The sequence below is a fragment of the Bartonella sp. CL162QHHD genome (genome assembly GCF_042195435.1).
Taxonomy (GTDB): Bacteria; Pseudomonadota; Alphaproteobacteria; order Rhizobiales; family Rhizobiaceae; genus Bartonella.
Genome location: NZ_JBHIOG010000075.1, coordinates 1 through 24,312 on the forward strand (window position 1 = coordinate 1; position 24,312 = coordinate 24,312).

The following is a 24,312-nucleotide window of genomic DNA, read 5'->3' on the forward strand; positions in this document are numbered from 1 at the left end:
TAAATCAAAAACCGGTAAACTTGTTGAAGGTTCATTTGCATGGCTGCTTAAACAATACTTTAACAGCTCTAATTGGCATAGCTACTCTAATACTACAAAGAAACAAAAAGAATACATTCTTATGAAGATATGCGACTCCATAGGAAATATTCCATACCAAGCAATTGAAAAGAAACATATTATAGCCGGTGTTGAACGGCGTAAAGAAACACCAGCAATGGCTAGAAACTTTCTGAAAGCCCTTAATGGACTTTTTAATTGGGCAATTGATCAAGGTCTTTTGGAAAATAATCCAACTTTAGGCGTCAAAAAACCTCCTCTTAAAAATAAAAGCGGCTTTCCTGTTTGGACAGAAGAAGATGTTGAGAAATATTATCACAAATGGCATCATGGTACCCATGAACGTGTCTGGATTGATGTTCTTTTATATACGGGCTTGCGTCGTGGTGATGCGGTACGAATTGGCTGGAAAGATGTCAAAGACAATATTATTCATCTCAAGACAGAGAAAAGTAAATTCCAAACAGATGTCTTTCTACCTATTTTACCGGAATTAGCCAAAACGCTTGAAGCTGGTCCTATTGGAGTAGAAACATTCATCTGTAGTAAAACTAATCAAAAACTCTCCAAAGAAAGCTTTGGCGATACATTTAGAGACGCTTGTAATGCTGCTGGAATTAAAAAATCGGCGCATGGATTAAGAAAATTAGCAGCAACACGCGCAGCTAACTCTGGTGCAACAGTATCACAATTGAAAGCACTCTTTGGCTGGACAAATGATGCTATGGCATCTCTTTACACAAAGAGCGCAGACCGTAAAAGGTTAGCTATAGAGGCGATAAAAAAGCTTCAAAAAGATGAGGGATAGAGGCAAAAAAACTCAATAGAATCAAGATTCACCTATTCCCCCATATTAGACATAACTATTTTATTTTACTTGCTTTTTATATACCCTTTACGAACAGCGTCGCAAAATAGGCTTGGATACCTTGAGAGATATTTCTATAAGACAATGTATCTAGTTCTCTCATGATCATAATCCTCAATCTGATAAAGTTGAAACAAACAATAGGATTGCGAATATGATTTAGGGAGCTCATCTGAAAGATGAAAAATGATAAAAAATTCCGCTATAACAATTGAAGAAGCGAGCATTCGTTGAGCCGTAACTTCTTTATTTTAGAATTTTTATATCACACTTTACTGTTGAGATGCATGACCACTGTCTGTAACATCAAGCTTTGGCGAGAAAAACATTTCAGTATCTGCTTGTAAGACATTTTGACAGTTTTTAGATTCCTTAACAGCTTGTCCTGAAAAAAAAACACTTCATTCCCCATTCTTCTTTTAATTTTGCATCTTTTTTAAAATCTTCTACGCTATAGTTTTTTTCACACCCCACGACGAATAATAGAGCCGTGCATAATAAAATAATTTTTTTTCATTTTATCCCTCTTTAAATATCTTATCTGTTAATATCATCCCCCCAAATGAGGGTTGAATTTTCACACTGTATGAGAATACAGCCTCACTATCACTGACTTGCTTTCAAAGTGAACACTCTGAGTAAAATAACGCAAAGAAGAGCTCACAATAGCTATCATATGAGTTTGTCATAAAATACAATGAGAAGGAAAGAGCCCAAACTAAACACAAATGACGAAATTAGAAGGCGCATTAATGCTTTTGTCCAACTGATTTCAAATAGTTACATTGCAATAGGAATCGCCCCTAGCCCTATAGAAAGCCTATGAGCATTATAATACTTAAGTCTCACGATCAATGGGTGACAAAGCCATAACAAAAAAGTATGAGCTCTTTTTACCTATTTGTATGTTGATTATTGTTCCCCCATCGAATGCTTAAATAGAAACGTTTTATGGTACATAGAAAACAATCAACAAGGCAAATCATTTTTACGAAGATTTCTTCGTGTAGAGTCTACTTGAAATCCATCCATCTTTTAGAAATCTGAATTTAGAAGCAGATAATTATGAAAGTTTTTCAAGGAATGCAACAGATTGATCACTTTTAAAGAAGTAAAAAACGTGATCCAATCCTGAAGATAAAATTCTGATGAAGAAAACTTTTGCTAGGAATTCTTTTAAGGCATTGTAAAATATTCTATCAGTTATATCAAACGTTATCCCATTTTGGGGGCTGTTCATTTTTTACTTTTTCAACTTCGCTCTAGAAATCCGTTTCTTGAGCGTTTTTTATCGTCTCACTTTCTCCTTCAAACACAAATACTCAAAAATGCTTTGCCACCAACAATGAAGTTTTCCTGCTTGTATAAAACACATAAGTAAAAATAGAAGAGCGATTTTGAGAGCAAACCTCCCTGAAAAAGGAAGTATCATCCATTTACTTCATAAACGAAAATAATCTCACGGTTTATTCAAATTTGCTCTATGGTTTGGTACAATTTTATTGATAAAGCTTTCTCTATAAAGATTTAAGTAAATATGTTCGTTAAAACCAATCACGGACTTGCAAAGGGGTTGTAAGATCCATTATCTCTCCGCCATTTTAAAGGTTCAGTGAAATCACTTGACCAAAGACCAATCTTGTTGCCACGTGCTTTTTCTTCCGCATGATGATACTGGGCTGGAATAGGATTTTTTCCCTCTTTTGAGAGTACCAACATACCTTCTGTAAGACCTGCCTCAGCTAAATCAACCCCTTGAACAAAACATTGCGCATAATAAACACCATTGTGCATCAAAGCCTGTTTACAGGATAAATCCTGCCCAAGTGTTTTGGTGACAAGCCAAGCCATTGTAACCACACCACAGGGCCATTCTTGATCATTTAATCTTGCTTTTTGACGGGGTGCACATGTGTCTACACCATAAAGATGAATATCACGGATGATATGTGATCGCCAAGATTGTGCAGAAGGCGTCAGTAATTTAAATGTAACCCCACTTGTAACAGAGGCCTTACCATGAAAAACAACAGCATTATTTGCAACATCGTTTAATGAAACACTCTTCTGCAAATCGAGATCTGATTCATTTTTTTCTAATTGCTGTTTGGTGATAGATTTACCCAACTTTTTTTCTTCTCGATAGAGATCGACAATATCTTGTATATCTTGCGTCTCAAATGTTTTAAGAATGCTGAAATCCATTTTATCTTTATATTGGCTTAATCCCCACACTATGGAACCCATAATGTAAACAATAACAATCAATTTAAATAGCATTTCTTAACACGCTCGCTCAAAAAATTCATTGTTTTTCTATCCTTTCACATTATTTATCAGCAATCCCCTTGTTTTTAAAGAAAAAATTCAAATATCTGTGTTGCATATTAACTACACTTTGTAAAGAATAATATTCCTTCTTGCATTGTTTTAATATTGTTATTTTTACAAACGAGTACAACTTAAAATTGCCATTTTCATGTAGCACAATCTCAATTTGAAAAGACTTCTGTCTCTTTAAGAAGAAGAGCTTGAGAGTGAACAGATCCACGATCAAGGCTTTTAAAACAAACAAACGAGGAGAATTAAACTGTCATCAAATGACAACACTCTCCAGTTTGTTAGAGGCAATGGAATGTCGACATATGAACAAATATTATTTGTTAAAGAGAGGTAAAATGACAGATAATAGATTCCAAAACATCATTTTTATCGTGACCATGCTGCTTTTTACGGCAGTTTTTGTATCTGATCTTTCTTATGCTGCTCCTGCTGCTAGTGGAGGTGGTTTCGGGAATCTTGATGGTGTTTTAGGCAACATTGTCGCAATGATGACGGGTGCAACGGCAAAGCTTATTGCAATTATATGTGTTGCTGCTGTGGGGATTGGTTGGATGTACGGCTTTATTGACTTACGCAAAGCAGCTTACTGTGTTCTGGGGATTGCTATTGTTTTTGGTGCCCCTGCTCTCGTTGGTAAATTAGCGGGCACAACATAAATGAACGAAGATACTCTTTTCCTTGCCTGTACGCGCCCAGCCATGTTTGCTGGTGTTACAATGGAAGCGATGGCGCTTAATGTCATGGCGACATCCATTCTTTTCATTTTGACCAGTGATTTTACCATGTTTGGTCTTGGGATTGGGATACACTTTATTTTGCGAGAAGTGACAAAGTATGATCACAACCAATTTCGCGTATTATTTGCATGGCTCAATACCCGAGGAAAACAAAAAAACCTCAACAGATGGGGAGGAGGTTCGACCTCCCCTTTACGCCTTATCCGCACTTATAAGGAACTAAGCTGAAGGAACGAAGCCGGTGAAACAGATGTCAATAATGAAACGGGAAACTTTGCCTGAAGAATATATTCCCTATATACGCTACATCAACCAACATGTCGTTGCTTTAAATTCACGCTGTTTAATGGTTGTGTTGGCTGTTGAGGGTATAAATTTTGACACTGCGGATATTGATCAATTAAATTCTTTACACAACCAATTAAACACCCTTTTAAAAAATATCGCAGACGAACGGCTTGCTTTATATTCTCACATCATCCGCCGCCGTGAAACGATATACCCAGAAGGTCATTTTCTTTCATCTTTTGCAACAACATTAGATGAAAAATATAAAAAGAAAATGGTTTCACAAGAACTGTATAGAAATGATTTGTTTATTTCACTGCTTTGGAATCCGGCAGCGGATAAAACAGAAAAGCTGGTTTCATTTTTTCAGCGCTTGAGCAAAGCGAAGAAAACACAATCTGAACCCGATGAGGAAGCTATTCGTAAACTCGAAGAGTTAAGTCAAGATCTTATGCAAGGTTTGGAAGAATATGAAGTCCGTCTGTTATCAATCTATGAACATGAAGGACTTTTATTTTCCGAACAAAGTGAATTTCTCCACCAGCTGGTAGGGGGAAGACGTGAGCGTATTCCTCTCACATTTGGAACTATTGCTTCAACAATTTACTCAGATCGTGTTATTTTTGGGAAAGAAATTATCGAAATTCGCCATGAAAGCAATGAACGCTTTGTGGGCATGTTTGGATGGAAAGAGTATCCTTCTAAAACACGCCCAGGTATGACTGATGGTCTGCTTACGGTGCCATTTGAATTCATTTTAACACAATCCTTTGTCTTTAAAAGTAAGGCAGCCGCCAGTGCAATTATGAGCCGCAAACAAAATCAAATGATCAATGCAGCTGACCGTGCTAGCTCACAAATCGATGCACTAGATGAAGCGCTAGATGATTTAGAATCAAACCGTTTTGTTTTGGGAGAACACCACATTTCTTTAGCTGTTTTTGCTGATCATCCCAAAATATTGTCTGAAAACTTATCAAAAGCACGTTCCCATTTAACCAATGGAGGAGCGGTGATTGCCAGAGAAGATTTAGGATTGGAAGCAGCATGGTGGGCACAGCTTCCTGGAAACTTTAGCTATCGGGCGCGTTCAGGCGCCATTACTAGCAGAAACTTTGCCGCTTTATCGCCTTTCCATTCTTTTCCCGTTGGCAAACTGAACGATAATGTTTGGGGAGCTGCTGTCGCATTGCTAAAAACACAGGCTGGTTCACCTTACTATTTTAATTTTCATTATGGCGATCTTGGAAACACGTTTGTTTGTGGTCCATCGGGATCCGGTAAAACAGTGATTGTTAATTTTCTTCTTGCACAATTACAAAAACACAATCCAACAATGGTTTTTTTTGATAAAGATCAAGGAGCAGAGATTTTTGTACGGGCTGGAGGAGGGAAATACAAACCTTTAAAAAATGGGCAGCCCACGGGTATTGCTCCCTTAAAGGGCATGGAATACACCGAAAAAAATAAAATCTTTCTTCGTAATTGGATCTTAAAGCTGGTAAGCGCTGAAGGGCAAATCGTAACAGAAGAAGAGCGACAAGATATCGCCAAAGCTATTGATTCCTTAGAAAACTTACCCCCAACCCAGCGCTCTCTTGGTGCACTTCAACTGTTTTTTGACAACACATCCAAAGAAGGGATTGCCATACGGCTGCAACGCTGGATTAGAGGCAATGATTTAGGATGGGTTTTTGATAATGATCAAGATGATCTCAATTTAAATGCGCAATTCATTGGATATGACATGACCGATTTCTTAGACAATGAAGAAATTCGGCGTCCCTTAATGATGTATCTCTTTCACCGCATTCTTGATTTGATTGATGGGCGGCGCATCATTATTGTCGTTGATGAATTCTGGAAAGCTTTGGAAGATGATTCATTCAAAGCTTTTGCTCAAGATCGGCTAAAAACAATCCGTAAACAAAATGGCATGATGCTCTTTGCAACACAAAGCCCTAAAGATGCTTTGAACTCAACAATCGCGCACACAATTATTGAGCAGTGCCCCACTCAAATATTTTTTCCAAATCAAAAAGCAAATTATAATGATTATGTCGAAGCTTTCAAACTTACTGAGCGTGAATTTGAACTGATACAGTCAGAATTAAGCAGAGAATCCCGTCGTTTTCTCGTCAAACAGGGGCAAAGTTCCGTTGTTGCAGAACTTAACTTACGTGGAATGAATGATGAGATCGCCGTTTTAAGCGGCACAACAAAAAACATTGAACTCATGAATGAAATTATCAACGAATATGGAGCTGACCCTGACAAATGGCTGCCCATATTTTATCAAAGGAGAAAAAATCAATGAAAAAATATGGCTTAGTTACACTGTTATCTTTTTCTTTTATTTCTCATGCAATATCACAAACGACACCCGATGCGGAGGAATATTATAAACAAGCACTCGAGAACACACAAAAATTAGATGCTGCAAAATCAGAAACAGCTGAAACCATTTATAAAAGTGCAACAGATACTGCAAAAAAAATTAAAGAAATAAGTAATCAACTTGAAAATATTAAATCAAAACCAGACACAAAACCCGAAGAATTGCAAACCCTTCGACAAGAGATTCAAGTAAAGCTTTCTCTTCTTCAAGCAGATCTTCAAGTAAGTTCTTTAAAACTTCAGTCTCTCGATATGATTCAAGCAAGAGATACGAAAACAAAAGATGAATTACGTGAAGAAAAGGAACAACAAAAGCATAAACATCTTGAGGCACAATTAAAAGAAAAAGAAAAACAATTAAAAGAAAAACTTGAAAGTACGAATACAAATGTCAGACTTTAGTTTTTCTCCCTTTGAAAGCGTTTCTGGGTATATTTTAAAACCCTTAGATAATGTGATGGACACAACGGTGAGTGGGCTATCTTCTGCTATTTCAGCGCCCTTAAATCTCGCTGCAATCATTTTTATCTTTCTTTATGGCTATAATGTTATGACAGGTCGCGTTGCGCTTTCCATGCATAGTCTTCTCAATAATGTTGTTAAAATCGTTGTTGTTACAACAATGGCAACGAATGCGGATACATTTAATACTTACGTCAAGGATATTTTCTTCAAAGATTTATCCAACGCTATTGGGAATGCGCTTAACAGCAATCCTGCAAGCTCCAATGTTTTTGATTATATTTTGTTAAAGGCAAGTTCGCGCTATCAAGAAGTCTTATACAATGCTTGGTTTTTTGAAAAGATCATTGTGGGTCTTCTTGGTTCTATCATGCTTCTCGCGGTTATTCTTTTTTGTATAGGTGGTTTTATTGTGCAAATGTTTGCACAAGTTGCACTCGTCATGATTATAGGTCTTGGTCCTCTATTCATTAGTTTGTATTTGTTCAATGCAACGCGAAAATACTCCGATGCATGGATTACAACTTTGATCAATTTTACCATTTTACAAGTTCTCGTGATCATGCTTGGAACCATTATATGTCAAGTTATCCTACAGGTTCTCAAAGTTTCATATGAATCAATCTATGTTCTTTTCCCCCCTGTCATCGTCATTTCGATCATAGGGGTTATTATCTTCCGTGCGCTTCCCGGTATTGCAACAGCGCTGGCCTCTGGCGGACCATACTTTAACACTGCTGTCTCTTCAGGAGGACAGGTTTTCACAATGCTTGCCAATAGTGCAAGAGCGAGTGGGAATGCAATAAAAAGTGCCACTTTACAAATCTCAGGAGCTGCCGGTAAAGGTGCGGCAGGTGCGGCGGCAAAAGCAGGAAGATCCGGAGGTGGACGTGGTCGATTTTAAGATAAAGCACCTCTTTAAAAGAATAAGCATTTTTGTTTTTGCCTTGCGTGCGCCCTTTGGCGCACGCACCATGATCTTTTTCCATGAAAGATCTAGCATCTTGGGTCTTACAACAAAACCAATCAAAATCTTGCATCATATAAATTTGTAAAAATGTTCAGAATAAAGGCTCTCATGCATTGTATTCCAAGATATTTGTGAGTTCAAAAAATGAAACGAAAAATAACTTTTGTTATGGTCCTAACAATCGCTCTTACTGGTTGTGCCTCTTTGAGTGGCCCTAAAAAACCACCACGCTGTAATGGCAAACATACACGTGCTTTAAATAAAGATAAGTGGAATTGGGACAATAAAAACGTTGTCCACTCAGAAAAGAGCGTAAAGCCTGTTACCACTCCCATCATTCTCAATACTTTGGAAAGTGAAAAGGTAACAGCCAATTTGGCACTCAATTCAGCTTTATTAAAGCCGGTTATTCATGAAGCACGATCTGATAAAAAAGTGGAGGTTATGCGTGAAAAGTGATGCCCTTGAAGAATATATAAAAGAAGCGCGCTCATTTGACATTGATCGCATGCATAGCATGCGCGTGCGGATGAAAATTTCCATGGCTTTAACAGTGCTTTTGGGATTGATGACGATTGCGCTGGCTTTAGCTGTCGCAGCTTTGACGCCTTTGAAAACAGTAGAGCCTTTTGTTATCCGCGTTGATAACTCAACAGGCATTATTGATACTGTAAGCGCCCTAAAAGAATCCCCTAACGACTATGATGAAGCGATAACGCGTTATTTTGCCAGCCAATATGTTCGTGCTCGTGAAGGTTTTCAAGCATCCGAAGCAGAAAACAATTTTCGCTTAGTTTCTCTTTTATCTTCTCCAAAAGAACAAAACCGTTTTGCAAAATGGTACGCGGGCAATAATCCAGAAAGTCCGCAAAATATTTATCATAACATGATTGCTACGGTCACAATCAAATCAATCTCTTTTATAAGCAAAGATCTTATCCAAGTTCGTTACTATAAAACGATCAGAGACTTTAATGAAAAAGAAAATATTTCCCATTGGATTTCAATCTTAAATTTTTCCTACGTGAACGCACACATTTCAACGTCTGATCGTCTTATCAACCCTCTTGGTTTTCAAGTATCGGAATATAGATCTGATCCAGAGGTGATAAAATGATCAGACTTTTACAAACAATCTCTTTAATTTTTACGATCACTTTCAGCTTTCACACAGTTCTCTCACTTGCAGAAACAGCGCCTGTCAGTGCACGTAAAGATAACCGCATCAGATTTGTCAATTATGACCCCTACAACGTCGTACAAATCATTGGCTCCATTCGCTCTTCGGTTCAACTAGAATTTGCCGTTGATGAAGAAGTAACCTATGTAGGAATTGGAAATTCGGTTGCTTGGCAAGTTGCTCCGGCTGGACACTTTGTTTTTCTCAAACCACGTGAAGTCCAACCTGTGACCAATTTACAAATTGTCACAAGCCGCCAAGATGGAACACAACGCTCTTATCAATTCGAGCTACAAGTCCGTGAAGGTGATGTTTCAGCCGGCAATGAGACGTATTTCTTGGTAAAGTTTCGTTACCCAGAAGATGAAGCATTACGTAAGAAATTAGCCGAAGCAGAAAAAGAAAAACAACGTGAAGAAAACTTTGTCAATGATATTTTAAATATCCATGAAGATTTTGGACCACGCAATTGGGCTTATGAAGCCCAAGGCTCTTCCCTTATTGAACCCGCTTCTGTCTATGATAATGGGAAAACAACAACCTTTATCTTTTTAGGCAACATTGAAATCCCTGCCATTTACATTGTATCGCCTGATGGGCAAGAAGCGCTTATTCCCAAATCGATTAAAGGCAACAAAGTTATTGTTCATGCAACAGGTGCACAATTCACGTTACGACGTGGGAATGAAGTATTGTGCATCTTTAATAAAAGGTTCGTACCAGAAGGAATTAATCCTGAAACAGGTACGACATCACCATCTGTACAACGTAAAATGAACCTAGGAAGCAGCCATGAATAACACCGTGGATGAAAAAAGCATTAATGATCGCGATACAATAAAAAATGCTCAAGGGAAAAGTCAACAGAACAATGTGGGGAAAGCTATTGCTCTTATTATTCTTTTCAGTGTCTGTCTTTATTTAGCCTATTCAACACTTGTTACAGACAAAAAACAACCAATTGAATCTTCAAAAGAAGGAAACGTTATAAAACAAACAGAGCTTTTTCGCCCTGCAAAGCCTACCCCTCCCCCCTTTGAACAGCCTCAACGAAATAACGCTCTATTACCAAAAGTCGAGCTACCAACACCAAACATCAATCAATTAAATTCTGATAACTCACTGCTGGAAGCAGCACAACGTGCTCCTGTATTAGCTTATGCAAGTACACAACAAGGCAAAATAAATTCACAAACAAATAATGGTGTTTTGCCTCACCAACTTGAAAGCAAACCTGATGAAATAACACAACGTTTTAATCATCTTCTTAAACCCACAGTGCTTGAAGGTATTCGTGCTTCAACCCTTGGCAATCGAAACTACATCATCGCGATGGGAACGTCTATCCCTTGTATTTTAGAAACAGCCATCAACAGTGATCAACAAGGTTTTGCCAGTTGTATTGTTTCCAGAGATATCTTATCAGACAATGGTCGTGTTGTCCTTCTTGATAAAGGCACCCAAATTGTTGGTGAATATCGCGCCGGATTGAAAAAAGGCCAAACACGTCTCTTTGTACTATGGAATAGAGCAAAAACCCCCAATGGTATCATTATATCCTTAGCTTCACCGGCAACGGATGCTTTAGGGCGTTCTGGTATGGATGGAGATATTGATAACCATTGGCTTGAGAGGATTGGGTCTGCGCTTCTTGTATCACTAATAAAAGATGTAACACACTATGCCAATAAACGTTTATCAAAAAAACAGGAAAAAGAAGAAACTGAAACAGTCTCTTCAGGACAAAACATCGCAAACATTCTCGTAGAAAATTACGCCAATATTCCTCCAACATTATCCAAAAACCAAGGGGAAATGGTGAATATCTTTGTTGCCCGCGATTTAGATTTTTCCAGCGTTTATAAATTGAAAGTCATCGAAAACAAAAAACAGATTATCAATCGAGCTGTTTCAAGAAACTTTTACAAAAATTCGGCGGTAACTTTAGAATGAACTCAAACTTACATACCATGAGCGATGAAACCGTTGCGATTGTTCTCACAAAACTTGAACCCATCAGTACTTTTTTGAAAGATGATAGTCTCTTTGAAATTGTTATCAATCGTCCCTATCAAGTAATGACTGAAGGGTTTGATGGATGGAAAATAATAGAAGCTCCGGCTCTCTCTTTTAATGAGCTTATGGGGATTGCGAAAGTTGTCGCATCCTATTCCAAGCAAAACATATCGGACAAAAACCCAATATTATCTGCAACGCTACCAGGCAATGAGCGTATTCAAATTGTCATTCCGCCCGCTGTCGAAAAAGACACGATTAGTATGACAATTCGTAAACCGTCATCGCAGAGTTTTTCTCTCGAAGAGCTCGCAAATAAGGGCCTCTTCTCGCTATGTGAACGGGTATCTTTCACGCCCTTGCATGACTATCATTCTCGTTTTAACGAACTCAAAATCATCGAGCATAACTTAGCTCATGCCTACTGTAATAAAGACTTTGTCTCCTTTTTAAATCAAGCTGTAGAATGCCAAAAAAATATTTTAATTGCGGGAAAAACCGGTTCGGGTAAAACAACATTATCAAAAGCATTAATCGCAAAAATCCCTCAAGAAGAGCGTATTATCACCATCGAAGACACACAAGAATTGGTGATACCACACCCTAACCATGTCTCAATGTTCTATTCAAAAGATGGACAAGGCTTAGCCTCCGTTGGCCCCAAAGAGTTGCTTGAATCATCTTTACGGATGCGTCCTGATCGTATTCTTTTGCAAGAACTTCGAGATGGTACAGCCTTTTATTATATCCGCAATGTCAATTCAGGTCATCCAGGCTCCATTACAACGGTTCATGCCTCAACAGCCCTTGCAGCCTTTGAGCAGATGACCCTTTTGGTCAAAGAAAGTGAAGGCGGTGGTGATTTAGAGCGTGATGATATTCGAGGACTGTTGATTTCAATGATTGATATCATCATCCAATGCAAACGGATTGAAGGAAAATTTAAAGTCACAGAAATTTATTACGATCCCTTCAAACAACGAAACATCTTTGGAGGGGACTAAAGGAAGATCACACCGGCTGCCAAAGGCTCTTTTAAAGAAACGATTGCAAATAAAAGGAAAAATGCGTGAAAACCAAAGAAACAGAAAACAGAGAAAATCTTTTATCGATGACAGAAGAAGAATTAAAAAAACGCCGTGAAGCCGTTGAAGCAGCCATCAGCACCCATGCAATAGAGGGAATAGCGCTTCATTCCAAAACGTTGAAAATTTTAGAAGAATACGCAAAGGGGAATATTTCACTCGAGGAATTTAATACTCTTATGGACAACACGACATTATAAGGAAGCTACAATGCCAAAAGAAAAATTAAAAAAAACAGATGTGACATCCACAGTGCCTTCCCCTGAACATTATATGTATCCTAAAAGCAAAACATTAAAAAATAAATATGGAATAACAAACCTTGACGCTTTTACGGCAAGATGTGCGCATGATTCAGCAAAAGCGATGGTTAATCTGCGTGAAGCCCCCTTACCAGAAAAGTTTGATAGCTCCTATCTATGCCTTATTCATCAATGTCTATTTGAAAATACCTTTGAATGGGCTGGACAAACCCGCAATGTTCCCTTTACATTTGAAGATGGTACTACTGCCGTCGCTCCAGTAATGAAAAAAATAACAAATTTTGCAGTCGGTAGCGAATTACAAGAAGGTTTACAAAAATTAGATCAAACGCTTGCCGAAAAAAATAATTTGCAGGATTTATCATGCAAAGAATTTGCTTATGAAGCAGCCAAAATATTTGCCTCTCTCAACTATACACACCCCTTTAGAGAAGGCAACGGACGTACACAACGGATCTTTTTTGAAAATCTTGCCAAAGCCGCAGGGCATCAGCTTGATTTTTCACTGGTTACAAAAGAACGCATGTTGGTTGCTAGTGTTGCAGCAATACAAAATGACAATCTAGAACCAATGCAACATCTGTTTGACGATATCTCTAATCCCAATAAAATACCTCTTTTAAAGGAATTCATGAGCAACACGAAAGAACTTGGGCGTAGTGTGAATGATCGCCCTGTTATGGTCACAAAGGAAGGTGAAACCTACACGGGCACCTATAGAGGTGCTGGTCTTAACAGCTTTGCCTGCAATGTAAAAGGAGCTTACATTATCGGCAATAAAGAACATCTCACACCAGAACAACTCAAAACATTAAAACCCGGTGATAAATTTACCTTTACCGTTCCCGAAACAAAAGAGCTTGAAAGCATTCTCATTCCAGAAGAGAAATTAGCCCCTTTGACAAAAAATGAAACGGCCCAAATGGTTGCAGAAGATGCCTGTGTCCACGTAAGCCTAAAACAGGTCCAGAAACTGTCAAAAATTGTTTATGGTAATACAAAAACATTAGACAAACAGATGGTAGAAATCATCAAAAATCCAAGCTTAGGCCAACAGCTCGCCAACAAGATTGAAAGGGCACCGAGCTCTGTTTCTCGTCTTGCAGGTTTCAGTTTATATGGACTACAAAATCAGGCACGTGCAAACGCTAAAAATCATATTGGTATGCTCTGTACTGCCGTTGCAAATTTCGCGTATGCTGTAAAATATGCTGAAAAGGAAATCACGCAAGAACATGCAACAGAACAAAGTCGCCTTGCAAAAACAATAGAAATGCCAAGTCAAAGCTTGCAAGATCTCCTCGCCTTGCCAAAAGAATTACAGCAAGAAGCTTTAGCAAAAAATTCTTTATGTCAAAAAGAGCTCAGCAACTTTGTAAAAAAGATCAACACCCGTCTTTCACCAAATGAACATAAAGCAGTTCAAAATAATGATTATGAAACACTGGCTCAAAGCATTGGTGTATCAGAAAATAAAGCCAAACAAATTACACAAATTATTAAGCAAACCAAAGAAGTACATCAGCAAGCACAAATATGCACAATGCGCCATTCCAAAGCATTCGCTATGGCCTGCTAAGAATGGATAAAACCTTCCTCCTTGATGAGAAAGGCTCATAAACGAAAACTGTTTGGCGTTATCTGCACCTTTGCAAAAAGAGATGAGAGTTAATATCACGTACCTGAAAAAGAGCATTTCGCAACATATTCTGATAGAATTGAGAGTAAAATACAATGAAATATACCAAAACACAAATGGTACTTATTTTAACACCAATCGCTTTAGGTGCTTTAACGATATTCCTTGTCCCTCATTTTTTACTGTTAATAACAAATGGACTAAAGAGCGATCAAATTTATTGGACTCTTCGTTCTGAGCCTTTATTAGTCTTAGCACTAACGGCTGCTGTTTCATTGTTGTATAGTCTGTCGCAAAAACTGCACTTACGTAAAACAATCACTTTTGTCTCCGTTGTTTTTTTTGGAACAACCGCTCTTTACTATATTGGTGGTGAAATAAAACGTTTAAGTCCCTATGTTGGCCAACAAGGAATAACGTGGAGCTATGCGCTTCAATTCATGGACCCCATGGTTGTCTTTGGCATCATAATTGGTGGTTTTCTTTCCATCATTCAATTCATAACAACCTCTCCACCTAAAAATAAGGTCAAGCGTGCAAAAAAAGGTGTTTTTGGTGAGGCCTCTTGGATGAATTTAAGAGAGGCAGCAAAAATCTTTCCTGCCAATGGGCAAATTGTTGTGGGTGAAAGATACCGTGTTGATCAAGATAATGTGTGCAAAATTCCCTTTGCGCCTGGCAATAAAACAACATGGGGAAAGGGTGGAACAGCCCCTTTGCTAACCTTTAATCTTGATTTTGGTTCAACTCATATGATCTTTTTTGCTGGTTCTGGTGGCTATAAAACCACAAGTACAGTAGTTCCTACGTGTTTAACCTATCCAGGGTCTATTGTTTGTCTTGATCCTTCAACAGAAGTTGCCCCAATGGTCAAATTTGCGCGTCAAAAGATGGGGAATAGAAATGTCATTGTTCTCGATCCTAATTCATTTTTAACAAAAAATTTTAATGTCATCGATTGGCTTTTAGACGACAGCGTACCCCGCACACAACGCGAAGCGAATATTGTAAGCTTTTCCAAGTTGCTCCTTACAGATAAAAAATCAGACAATTCTTCAGCAGAATATTTCTCGACACAAGCCCATAATTTATTAACAGCTCTTCTTGCTCACGTTGTATTTTCTGATGAATATGAAGACAACGAGCGCAATTTAAAAACATTGCGTGGCATTCTCTCTCAATCAGAAACAGCTGTTGTTAATCAATTACGCATGATTCAAGAAACAACACCTTCTCCTTTTATTCGTGAAATGGTTGGTATTTTTACAGAAATGGCAGAACAAACCTTTTCAGGAGTCTATACAACCGCCTCAAAAGATACCCAATGGCTTTCTTTGTCCAATTACGCAGATCTTGTCTGCGGAGATGATTTTTTTTCCTCAGATATTGCAAATGGCAATACAGATGTTTTTCTCAATCTCCCCGCAAGCATTTTAAACAGTTATCCAGCTATTGGACGTGTAATTATTGGCGCCTTTCTCAATGCCATGGTTACAGCAGACGGTAACTATAAAAAGCGTGTTTTATTTGTCTTAGATGAAGTTGATCTTCTAGGCTATATGAATATTTTAGAAGAAGCACGCGATCGTGGACGTAAATACGGTACATCCTTAATGCTTTTTTATCAATCCTCTGGTCAGTTGGTCAATCACTTTGGAGAAGCCGGAGCACGCTCATGGTTTGAAAGCTGCTCTTTTGTCAGCTATGCTGCCATTAAAGACCTCCAAACAGCCAAAGACATTTCAGAACGCTGTGGCCAAATGACCGTTGAAGTCACCGGAACAAGCAAATCAAGAGGCTTATCCTTAGGAAAGAGTTCATACAACGTCAATTACCAACAAAGAGCCCTGATTTTACCCCATGAAGTTATTCAAGAAATGCGTCAAGATGAACAAATTATTCTTATGCAAGGACACCCCCCTTTGCGATGTGGTCGCGCCATTTATTTCAGAAGAAAAGAAATGTTAGCCGCAGCTGCAAAAAACCGCTTTGCCCCACAAAAGAAAAACTAACCTCCTATTATGAGATCTTGACTATGAAAAGAACAACCACAAAAACAACATAGATTTCTATTTTTTAAAAACCCGTTAACAAAAAGTTTTTGAACGCTTCCTCACACATATAAGGAAAACATGATAAAAAAATCCGTGTTTTTTCCTTTTTGTATTTTGTGTATCGTTTTACCAGCGCCCATCATCTTTATAAAAATACCACCCCCTCAAATCACCTATAACTAAACCAACATCTCCACTTGGGAAAGTCTGCAAATACATTCCTACAAAGCTTTTTGTGTATAATTTATCCCCTACAAACAACCAAAAACATTTCACAACGCTAATCCCCAATATCAAGACTTAAGAAAAACAAAAGATTGATCTTTGAGACAAGAACTCTCAAAACACCCACACTCAAGAACATCGATTTTTCCCAAAAAACATTTAAGATATACATCAAAATGAATAAATCATTCTTATACAAGCTTTTCCCCCTTTACGATATCATAAAGTGTTCTATTTTAATGATAAAGCGCTGAAAAAGGCTTTTCTCCCAACCAAAGAAAGAGTTTTCTCTCTTATGGATCTTAGAACAGCGCAATACAATAAGAGCAACAATACAAAATAAAAAACATTTTGTTGCAAAAATACACAAACAAGATGTTCGTATGGCAAGATATTCATATGGAGCAGTAAGAAAAACATAATGGAGAAAAATTCTTGATAACTGCTTTTACCCATAGATTCACCAAGCTGAGTACTGTGTATAAAAAGTACCAGCACCATCCGCTAACCAAGAGCGATCGCACCCGCCATATCCACGCCCCTCATCAAAGCGCTCTTGCAAACAACTTTGTTAAAGGAAAAAAACAACAATTTTAAGCAACATTTTTCTTTTTGACCTCTTCCTTACACCTCAAAGAACGAAGATTTTACCCAAAGTCAATTTGTAGAAAATTCATTTTCTAACTACTCATGGGATTCATATCAAGGCCCTCAATACCAGTATTTTACAGCACAAGGTAATAAACAAAGGAACCATCAGAAAAACTTTTCAAAAATAAATGAAAAAAGAAAATAGGCATGAAAACAATCATAACAGAACATTTTGCACCTCTTACACCAAAAACCTTTCAAAAGCATCACAAAACGATTGCTACAACTATCCATACACTGGAGGGAAAAGTGCTTCCTCTCATAACTACCAAAATCTCAAAAGAATACGCGAAGGGGAATTTTTCACATGCAGCGTTTAAGACGCTCATCAACCACCACCCTACCTACTTAGGAGAGATTATATGTTAGAGCAAAATTATCTATATAAAGGTACCCCAACACTCAAAAATAAATATGGCATAAAAGACCCCAAAAAACTGTATGAACGCTGTGCTCATGATACCGCCAGAGAAGCCGTCAATTTTCGCCACGAACCACTTCCACAAAAATTTGATGCTTCCTATCTAAAACTAATCCACTGGAGCCTCTTCTACAAAACTTTTGAATGGGCTGGAAAAACCCGCGATACATCCTTTACATTTGAAGACGGCACCACTGCCCATATGCCGGCGATGCGTCCCAAAGGTTATGAAGTTCCTTTTGCTATCGGACCGCAGATTCAAAAAGAACTAAAACAACTCGAAAAAACACTTAATGAGAAGAACAATTTAAAAGGTTTATCGCGCCAAGAATTTGCTGAAAATGCCGCAGAAGTTTTTATGGCGCTCGAGCACGCACATCCTTTCAGAAAAGGGAATGGGCGCGTCAATCGAATGTTTATGGAAAAACTTGGACAAGCCGCAGGACATACCATTGACTTTTCTTTCATCACAAAAGGACGCATGACAGCAGCTTGTATTGAAGCCGTGCAATATGGCAATCCCCAACCGATGAAAGATCTTTTTGAAGATATCACACATCCGCAAAAATCCCTTGTTTTAAAAGAATTCATCTCCCAAATGAGAAACGCGGGACTGGATGAAATTAACAATCGTGTTGTTGTTGCAACAAAAGAAGATGTAACCTACGAAGGCGTGTTTAGAGGTTTTTCAGCAGAAGGTTTTGTCATGGAAGTAGAGGGTGCTTTCGTAGTCGGCCACAAAGATGATCTCCCCCCAGAACTCGTCAAAACATTACAAAACGGTACTCGCCTCTGCTTTCAAAAAACCAACGTTCAAAATGTAAAAGAAATATTGATCCCAAAAGAAACATTAGAATCTCTCACCCATGAAGAGTTATTCACAAAGATTTCAAATGACGCTTATGTTGAAGCATGCCGAAAAGAAATCAAAAATTTATCAAAACTCGTTTATGGTAAAATCCACGCCTTAAATACAAAAATAGATATCTTAACGGCTGATCCAAGCTTAGGAAATCAATTTGCTGATGAAATTTTACAAAACCCTCAATCAATTTCTAAACTTGCAGGGAGAAAAATACTTGACATGAAAAGCCCAAATCGCAGACTGGCGGAACAAACTGCTCCACAACTCAGCCAAGCCCTTAAAAATTATGCCACAATAACACAACAAACAAAAGAAGAAATTTTAGAGCAACATCAAAGAGAACAAAATCGCCTGAGTCACGCTGTCGAAACACCTGGAAAAAATTTACAAAACCTTTTTGCCTTACCAAGAGAACAACAAAAGGAAGCTTTATTGCATTCTCCAACACTACGACAAGAACTCCATCACTTTTCGCGCCAACTACACAATCGTCTATCCTCAGAAGAGCGTAAAGCCATACAAGAAAAAGATCATACCAGACTAGCGTGCCTCCTTGGGACATCGGAAAGCAAAGCAAAAGAAATTGCGAATACTGTAAAGAACACCCAAGAAGCACAATGTCAAGCCCGCAGCTTGAAAGTTAGTCGCTCTTCATCGCTTGCTCTTACCGGCTAAAAACGCGTGAACTTTTGCCTTCCAACTAACTCTTAGCGCCAATCATTTTATCTCCATTACGCTCACCAATTGTTTTAAAATGGTACAAAAAATAGTCCTAAAAATGAATCCTTTAATTTGATGTAACTTATTGATAATATTTCATAAAAAAACTGTATAAAAGACATAAATGTCCACTATATATCAATATGAATAGCGCGAAATCTTTGGAGGTCATTTAATTTGATATCTTACCTTATCCTAAAGTTGTTATCAAAAAAGTGAGGAATGCGCCAAAGAGGTTTTCTAAAAATATTGAAAGGAAACAGCCATGAAAAAAAGTCACCCACATCCAGCCCCCCAGAACCCACAACCCCAGAGCCAAGACCCCCTCTATGCCAAGGTTAATAAACCACCCAAAGAACAGCGCAACCCACAACACTATACACTTCAACAACCACCAGAAACGGTCTTTGCTCCCAAAAAGCCACTTGACCAACAAAACCTAGGATCTCCTAATGTAGAAGACCTCTACGCAAAGGTTAATAAACCACCCAAAGAACAGCGCAACCAACAACAATACACACTTCAACAACCACCAGAAACGGTCTTTGCTCCCAAAAAGCCACTTGACCAACAAAACCTAGGATCTCCTAATGTAGAAGACCTCTACGCAAAGGTTAATAAACCACCCAAAGAACAGCGCAACCAACAACAATACACACTTCAACAACCACCAGAAACGGTCTTTGCTCCCAAAAAGCCACTTGACCAACAAAACCTAGGATCTCCTAATGTAGAAGACCTCTACGCAAAGGTTAATAAACCACCCAAAGAACAGCGCAACCAACAACAATACACACTTCAACAACCACCAGAAACGGTCTTTGCTCCCAAAAAGCCACTTGACCAACAAAACCTAGGATCTCCTAATGTAGAAGACCTCTACGCAAAGGTTAATAAACCACCCAAAGAACAGCGCAACCAACAACAATACACACTTCAACAACCACCAGAAACGGTCTTTGCTCCCAAAAAGCCACTTGACCAACAAAACCTAGGATCTCCTAATGTAGAAGACCTCTACGCAAAGGTTAATAAACCACCCAAAGAACAGCGCAACCAACAACAATACACACTTCAACAACCACCAGAAACGGTCTTTGCTCCCAAAAAGCCACTTGACCAACAAAACCTAGGATCTCCTAATGTAGAAGACCTCTACGCAAAGGTTAATAAACCACCCAAAGAACAGCGCAACCAACAACAATACACACTTCAACAACCAGCAGAAACGATCTATGCTCCCCAACAGCCACTAGGAAATCCCTATGACAGACTTGGTGGAAGACCAAGTGATGGGCGGCGCACCGACAGACTCGTAGACCCCTATAAAATAACGGACTTGGAAGCGCAAGGTTGGCAAACACCCTATGACACAATTGGTGGAGGAGCACAGGGTGGAGGACATCGCCAAGAACCGGAACATCTCTATGCAGAGCTTAACTTTGATGAACGTGGTGAGCCCTCTCCCCAAAGACCACTCGAATCTGTCTATACAACGGTTGGCATGGGGGCTGAAGGTAGGCAAGAGTCTGAACAACTAGAAAATCCTATCTACCAAGGCGTTGGAGGAGGAGCAACACCCCCTCCCAGAACCCAAAAAGATGTGGTTACAACAAAGCTTTTAAAAAACGTAGACTTTCAATATGGTGTAAGAGAAACGCAAGAGTGGTGCAGAGTTGTTTATGGTAACGAACATGCTTTGAATCAACAACTTGCTAAAATTCTTGACGATCCTCAAAATGCAGAGCAAATCTTATGGGGCCTTGCAGAAAATCCTGAAAGCGCTGGTAAGCTTGCGGGGAGCAAAATACTTGGTGTAAAATCTCCAAGCCGCAGAGAAGCTGAAGATGGTTTTTCTCCCCTTTGCTCAGCTCTTGAGAGGCATATACATACGGCACAAAAGCTCCATAAACAGTTTACACGGGAGCATGAAAGAGAAAGAGGTCAAAGACAAGAAAGTCCAGAAAGAGAAGCAGAACACAGACACCACCACCACCATCATCATCGTCATGCAAGAGGACAAGAACAAAATAGTCCAGAGCACAGCCCACAAAGACAAAGACATGGAGAAAAAGGAATGGCTTTTGCCATGTAAGTGGACATAAACGTAAAAACAGATAGTTTTTGTTTTTCATTTAATCTTTTTTTCATAGAATCTCTTGGCGCAAATCATTTCATAGCGATTGCGCCAAGAGTTGTTTTAGAATGTTACAAAAAATAGTTCTAAAAGTGGATCCTGTAATTTATTGTAACTTATTGATAAAATTTCATAAAAAAACTGTATAAAAGACATAAATGTTCATTACATATCAATATTGAATAGCGCAAAATCTTTGGCGGTCATTCGGTTGGATATCTTCCTTTATATAAAAGTTATCAAAACTAAAAGTGGGGAATGCACCAAAGAGGTTTTCTAAAAATATTGAAAGGAAATATGTATGAAAAAACATCATCCACATCCTTCTGCAAATCCAGAAGCCCTCTATGCACAAGTTAAGAAACCAACCAGAGGAAACCAGCGCGGTCCAACCCCAGAAGAGGAAGTTACATACGCAACTGTTAGCAGTGTTTCTCCTTCAAGAGGGAGACACCATAATCAAAGGCAACAAGAATCTGAAACCGACTATACAATGGTTGCTCCCCCAAAACGCGAAGAAGAAGTTACATACGCAACTATTAGTAGTATTTCTCCTTCCAAAGGGAGACACCATAATCAAAGGCAACAAGAATCTGAAACCGACTATACAATGGTTTCTTCGCACCAAAGAGGAAGATCTTCACCTTCCCTCACAGCTGATCAAATAAGTGTCATACTTTTAAAAAATCCACAAGTTCAAGCATATGCACAAGAGGTCGTGCATTGGGGTACAACTGTTTATAACAGTGACACGCTTTTCCAACAGCACTTGCAAGACATACTTAAAGATCCCACTAAAGGAAAAGAGCTTTCAAATCAACTTGCTGAAAATCCTGAATCTATGCATAGGCTTGCTGGACGCTCCACACTTGGCTTAAAAAATCAAGCACGCAAAGCAGCTGAAGACGGTTTTAAACTGCTCGTTGATGCCATTGATGGTTATACGAAAGCTGTAGAAAATGCAACGGAACAGCTATTGCACACCCCTCTAGCGGAACAAAGACGCCGTCAAGAAAATTCTCAGCAAGTTGAGAGACACCATCATCGTCATCATCATCACACAAGAGGACAAGAACACAATAGTCCAGAGCACAGCCCTCAACGACAAAGACAAGGAGAAAAAGGATTTTCTTATGCCATGTAAGGAGGCATAGACGTAAAAACAGATAGTTTTTGTTTTTCATGTAATTTTTTTTCAGTGAGTTTCTTGGCGCAAATCGTTTCATCGCGATTGCGCCAAGAATTGTTTTAGAATGTTACAAAAGATAGTCCTAAAAATGGCGCCTGTAATTCACGACAACTATTGATAACTTATTGATAATATTTCACAAAAAAACTGTATAAAAGACACAAATGTCCATTAAGCTGATTGCAAATAACGCAGATCTTTGGAAACTCATTCAGCTCGATATTTCTTTTGTCTCAAAGCGATCCAAGCATAAAAGGCAAGAATGCACCAAAGAGGTTTTCTAAAACAATTTTTGAAAGGAAACATGCATGAAAAAAAACCACCCTCATCCTTTTCCATCCTCTTCAATACAAGAACTTATAAAGCTCTATGAACAAGCAGCGGCAGAGGTCTCAGGCGCAGCCCCCCTTCCTAAAGAAACGCCTTCAAAAAGCAAAAGACTGTCATCCATACCGGAAGAAGATGAGGAAAGACAATCTCTTTTAAGCGAAGAAACTGTATATGCATCAACAAATCCAACAGCTTCGTTAACAAGAGGCAGCTCGACCAAAAGACCGCAAAAAACTGAAACGACACACGCAACAATTCCTTCACAAGTTTCCCAAAGGACAACAAGAGTTCTCTCAGAGAAAGAAATCATTCAATTGCTTCCACACCATTCATTGGTTCGAACCTATCAAGAAGAAATCCAACGTTTATCCGCAAGTGCTTATGGCAACCCAAACATTTTGCAAGAAAAAATGCAAGAAATTCAAAGAAATCCAGCTGCAGGAGAAGAGCTCTCATGGCGCATGGCAGCCTATCCTGAAAGTATTGCTAAACTTTCCGGCACCAGCGCGTTGGGCTTTAAAAATCGAGTGCGTAGACAAGCGGAAGAGAGTTATTCCGCTCTCAGTGTCACCATTGATTGTTATACAGAAGCTGTAAAACAGGCAAGAGAGAACCTCTTACAATCTCCAGAGCAAGAACTCAAAAACTATGAACGCTTTATGGGGAAGGAAGCCGTCGCTGAACTTCTAAAAAAACCAAATCGTTCCCAAAGGGAAAAAGAAAGCCTTTCAGAAGTAGAAATTTCTACCCAAATTCACCAACATTCAAAAGTCAAAAGACACCATGCCCAAATCCAATATTGGTGCGGTGTTGTTTTTGGCAACAAAAACATTTTGCAATCACAAGTGGAAACACTTTTCCAAAACCCTGAAACAATAGAAGCACTCGCACAGCAACTTGTTGGAAATCCTCAATCTTTTCACAAGTACGCTGGTCGTAACTTTTGTGGCTTTAAAAATCAAGCACGCAGGCATGCTGAAGCTGGTCTTTCTCACCTCATTGACGCCACTGACAATTATGCAACAGCTGTAGCACAAGTAAGAGAGAGCTTTTCAAAAACTCAGCAGACAAAACAAGAACACAATGAAGCATCTTCTGAGAGATCGCAAAACTTGCATCAACAACAAAGCGTCTCACAGTCTGCTCAATGCCCCGAGCCTTCAATAGTAACGCATGAAGAAGCAACAACCTCTACGCAACAAAGAGAAACAGATATTCGTCCTCGCAAAACTACCGCCCCAAAAGCGATGGCTTTTGCCAGCTAAACAGGACATAAGTTTTCACATTAAATCTAACATCTTGGCGCAACACAGAACAGGGGTGTTTGCGCCAAGAAAGCCCCATCTTGTGAAACCATTCAGTTTGATATCTGCTCTCGTAAAGACCGAGTAAAAAAGCATAAAACAGAATAA

At 38.8% G+C, this 24,312-nt stretch carries 21 protein-coding genes; 19 read left to right on the forward strand and 2 right to left on the reverse strand.

The window, feature by feature from the left end; genetic code table 11:
- Positions 1 to 868, forward strand: an 868-nt coding sequence (locus ACFILD_RS08135) for a tyrosine-type recombinase/integrase (RefSeq protein ID WP_375665031.1), incomplete at its 5' end; no start/stop codon positions are given.
- A 432-nt stretch (positions 869 to 1,300) separates the two neighbouring features.
- On the opposite strand, the gene ACFILD_RS08140 is transcribed toward ACFILD_RS08135, so the two are convergent.
- Complete coding sequence (locus tag ACFILD_RS08140) at positions 1,301 to 1,402, reverse strand: hypothetical protein (RefSeq protein ID WP_375662725.1); 102 nt, start codon at positions 1,400 to 1,402, stop codon at positions 1,301 to 1,303.
- Between the two features lie 1,080 nt (positions 1,403 to 2,482).
- Positions 2,483 to 3,208 (reverse strand): hypothetical protein, encoded by a 726-nt coding sequence (locus tag ACFILD_RS08145; protein ID WP_273790963.1) that lies wholly within the window; start codon positions 3,206 to 3,208, stop codon positions 2,483 to 2,485.
- Positions 3,209 to 3,606: 398 nt separating this feature from the next.
- Between ACFILD_RS08145 and ACFILD_RS08150 the strand changes: the two genes are divergently transcribed.
- The 18 genes from ACFILD_RS08150 to ACFILD_RS08235 all read left to right on the forward strand — a co-directional run bounded on the left by ACFILD_RS08150 (position 3,607) and on the right by ACFILD_RS08235 (position 24,165).
- Complete coding sequence (locus tag ACFILD_RS08150; RefSeq protein WP_273790962.1) at positions 3,607 to 3,927, forward strand: TrbC/VirB2 family protein; 321 nt, start codon at positions 3,607 to 3,609, stop codon at positions 3,925 to 3,927.
- Complete coding sequence (locus ACFILD_RS08155; RefSeq protein ID WP_273723684.1) at positions 3,928 to 4,236, forward strand: type IV secretion system protein VirB3; 309 nt, start codon at positions 3,928 to 3,930, stop codon at positions 4,234 to 4,236. It begins immediately after the preceding gene.
- 22 nt (positions 4,237 to 4,258) lie between these two features.
- Positions 4,259 to 6,613, forward strand: a complete 2,355-nt coding sequence (locus tag ACFILD_RS08160; RefSeq protein ID WP_375637760.1) for a VirB4 family type IV secretion/conjugal transfer ATPase — start codon at positions 4,259 to 4,261, stop codon at positions 6,611 to 6,613.
- Complete coding sequence (locus ACFILD_RS08165) at positions 6,610 to 7,095, forward strand: type IV secretion system protein VirB5 (protein ID WP_375643566.1); 486 nt, start codon at positions 6,610 to 6,612, stop codon at positions 7,093 to 7,095. The genes ACFILD_RS08160 and ACFILD_RS08165 overlap by 4 nt, the downstream gene beginning before the upstream one ends.
- The gene (locus tag ACFILD_RS08170; RefSeq protein ID WP_273790982.1) at positions 7,082 to 8,059 is read left to right on the forward strand and encodes a type IV secretion system protein; all 978 of its coding nucleotides are present in this window, start codon (positions 7,082 to 7,084) and stop codon (positions 8,057 to 8,059) included. Before ACFILD_RS08165 ends, ACFILD_RS08170 begins: the two co-directional genes overlap by 14 nt.
- 210 nt (positions 8,060 to 8,269) lie before the next feature.
- Positions 8,270 to 8,584, forward strand: coding sequence for a type IV secretion system protein VirB7 (locus ACFILD_RS08175; RefSeq protein WP_273790959.1), 315 nt, complete (start codon positions 8,270 to 8,272; stop codon positions 8,582 to 8,584).
- Positions 8,538 to 9,242, forward strand: a complete 705-nt coding sequence (locus ACFILD_RS08180) for a virB8 family protein (protein ID WP_273790958.1) — start codon at positions 8,538 to 8,540, stop codon at positions 9,240 to 9,242. The genes ACFILD_RS08175 and ACFILD_RS08180 overlap by 47 nt, the downstream gene beginning before the upstream one ends.
- Complete coding sequence (gene virB9 / locus ACFILD_RS08185) at positions 9,239 to 10,105, forward strand: P-type conjugative transfer protein VirB9 (RefSeq protein ID WP_273790957.1); 867 nt, start codon at positions 9,239 to 9,241, stop codon at positions 10,103 to 10,105. Before ACFILD_RS08180 ends, virB9 begins: the two co-directional genes overlap by 4 nt.
- The gene (gene virB10 / locus ACFILD_RS08190) at positions 10,098 to 11,258 is read left to right on the forward strand and encodes a type IV secretion system protein VirB10 (RefSeq protein WP_375631334.1); all 1,161 of its coding nucleotides are present in this window, start codon (positions 10,098 to 10,100) and stop codon (positions 11,256 to 11,258) included. Before virB9 ends, virB10 begins: the two co-directional genes overlap by 8 nt.
- The gene (gene virB11, locus ACFILD_RS08195) at positions 11,255 to 12,325 is read left to right on the forward strand and encodes a P-type DNA transfer ATPase VirB11 (protein WP_375665033.1); all 1,071 of its coding nucleotides are present in this window, start codon (positions 11,255 to 11,257) and stop codon (positions 12,323 to 12,325) included. The genes virB10 and virB11 overlap by 4 nt, the downstream gene beginning before the upstream one ends.
- A 107-nt stretch (positions 12,326 to 12,432) precedes the next feature.
- A complete protein-coding gene (locus ACFILD_RS08200; RefSeq protein ID WP_275065231.1) occupies positions 12,433 to 12,606 on the forward strand; it encodes an antitoxin VbhA family protein in 174 nt (57 codons plus the stop codon).
- Between the two features lie 10 nt (positions 12,607 to 12,616).
- Positions 12,617 to 14,248: a BID domain-containing T4SS effector gene (locus ACFILD_RS08205; protein WP_375665035.1), complete on the forward strand. Its 1,632-nt coding sequence runs from the start codon at positions 12,617 to 12,619 to the stop codon at positions 14,246 to 14,248.
- A gap of 155 nt (positions 14,249 to 14,403) precedes the next feature.
- Complete coding sequence (traG, locus tag ACFILD_RS08210) at positions 14,404 to 16,320, forward strand: Ti-type conjugative transfer system protein TraG (protein WP_375665037.1); 1,917 nt, start codon at positions 14,404 to 14,406, stop codon at positions 16,318 to 16,320.
- Between the two features lie 1,065 nt (positions 16,321 to 17,385).
- Entirely contained in the window at positions 17,386 to 17,607 is a 222-nt protein-coding gene (locus tag ACFILD_RS08215; RefSeq protein WP_375643570.1) for a hypothetical protein, read from the forward strand.
- Complete coding sequence (locus ACFILD_RS08220; RefSeq protein ID WP_375665039.1) at positions 17,601 to 19,199, forward strand: BID domain-containing T4SS effector; 1,599 nt, start codon at positions 17,601 to 17,603, stop codon at positions 19,197 to 19,199. The genes ACFILD_RS08215 and ACFILD_RS08220 overlap by 7 nt, the downstream gene beginning before the upstream one ends.
- Before the next feature lie 310 nt (positions 19,200 to 19,509).
- A complete protein-coding gene (locus ACFILD_RS08225) occupies positions 19,510 to 21,339 on the forward strand; it encodes a BID domain-containing T4SS effector (RefSeq protein WP_375665042.1) in 1,830 nt (609 codons plus the stop codon).
- A gap of 343 nt (positions 21,340 to 21,682) precedes the next feature.
- The gene (locus tag ACFILD_RS08230; RefSeq protein ID WP_375665044.1) at positions 21,683 to 22,525 is read left to right on the forward strand and encodes a BID domain-containing T4SS effector; all 843 of its coding nucleotides are present in this window, start codon (positions 21,683 to 21,685) and stop codon (positions 22,523 to 22,525) included.
- Between the two features lie 353 nt (positions 22,526 to 22,878).
- Positions 22,879 to 24,165 (forward strand): BID domain-containing T4SS effector, encoded by a 1,287-nt coding sequence (locus ACFILD_RS08235; RefSeq protein WP_375665046.1) that lies wholly within the window; start codon positions 22,879 to 22,881, stop codon positions 24,163 to 24,165.
- The last annotated feature ends 147 nt before the right edge of the window (positions 24,166 to 24,312 follow it).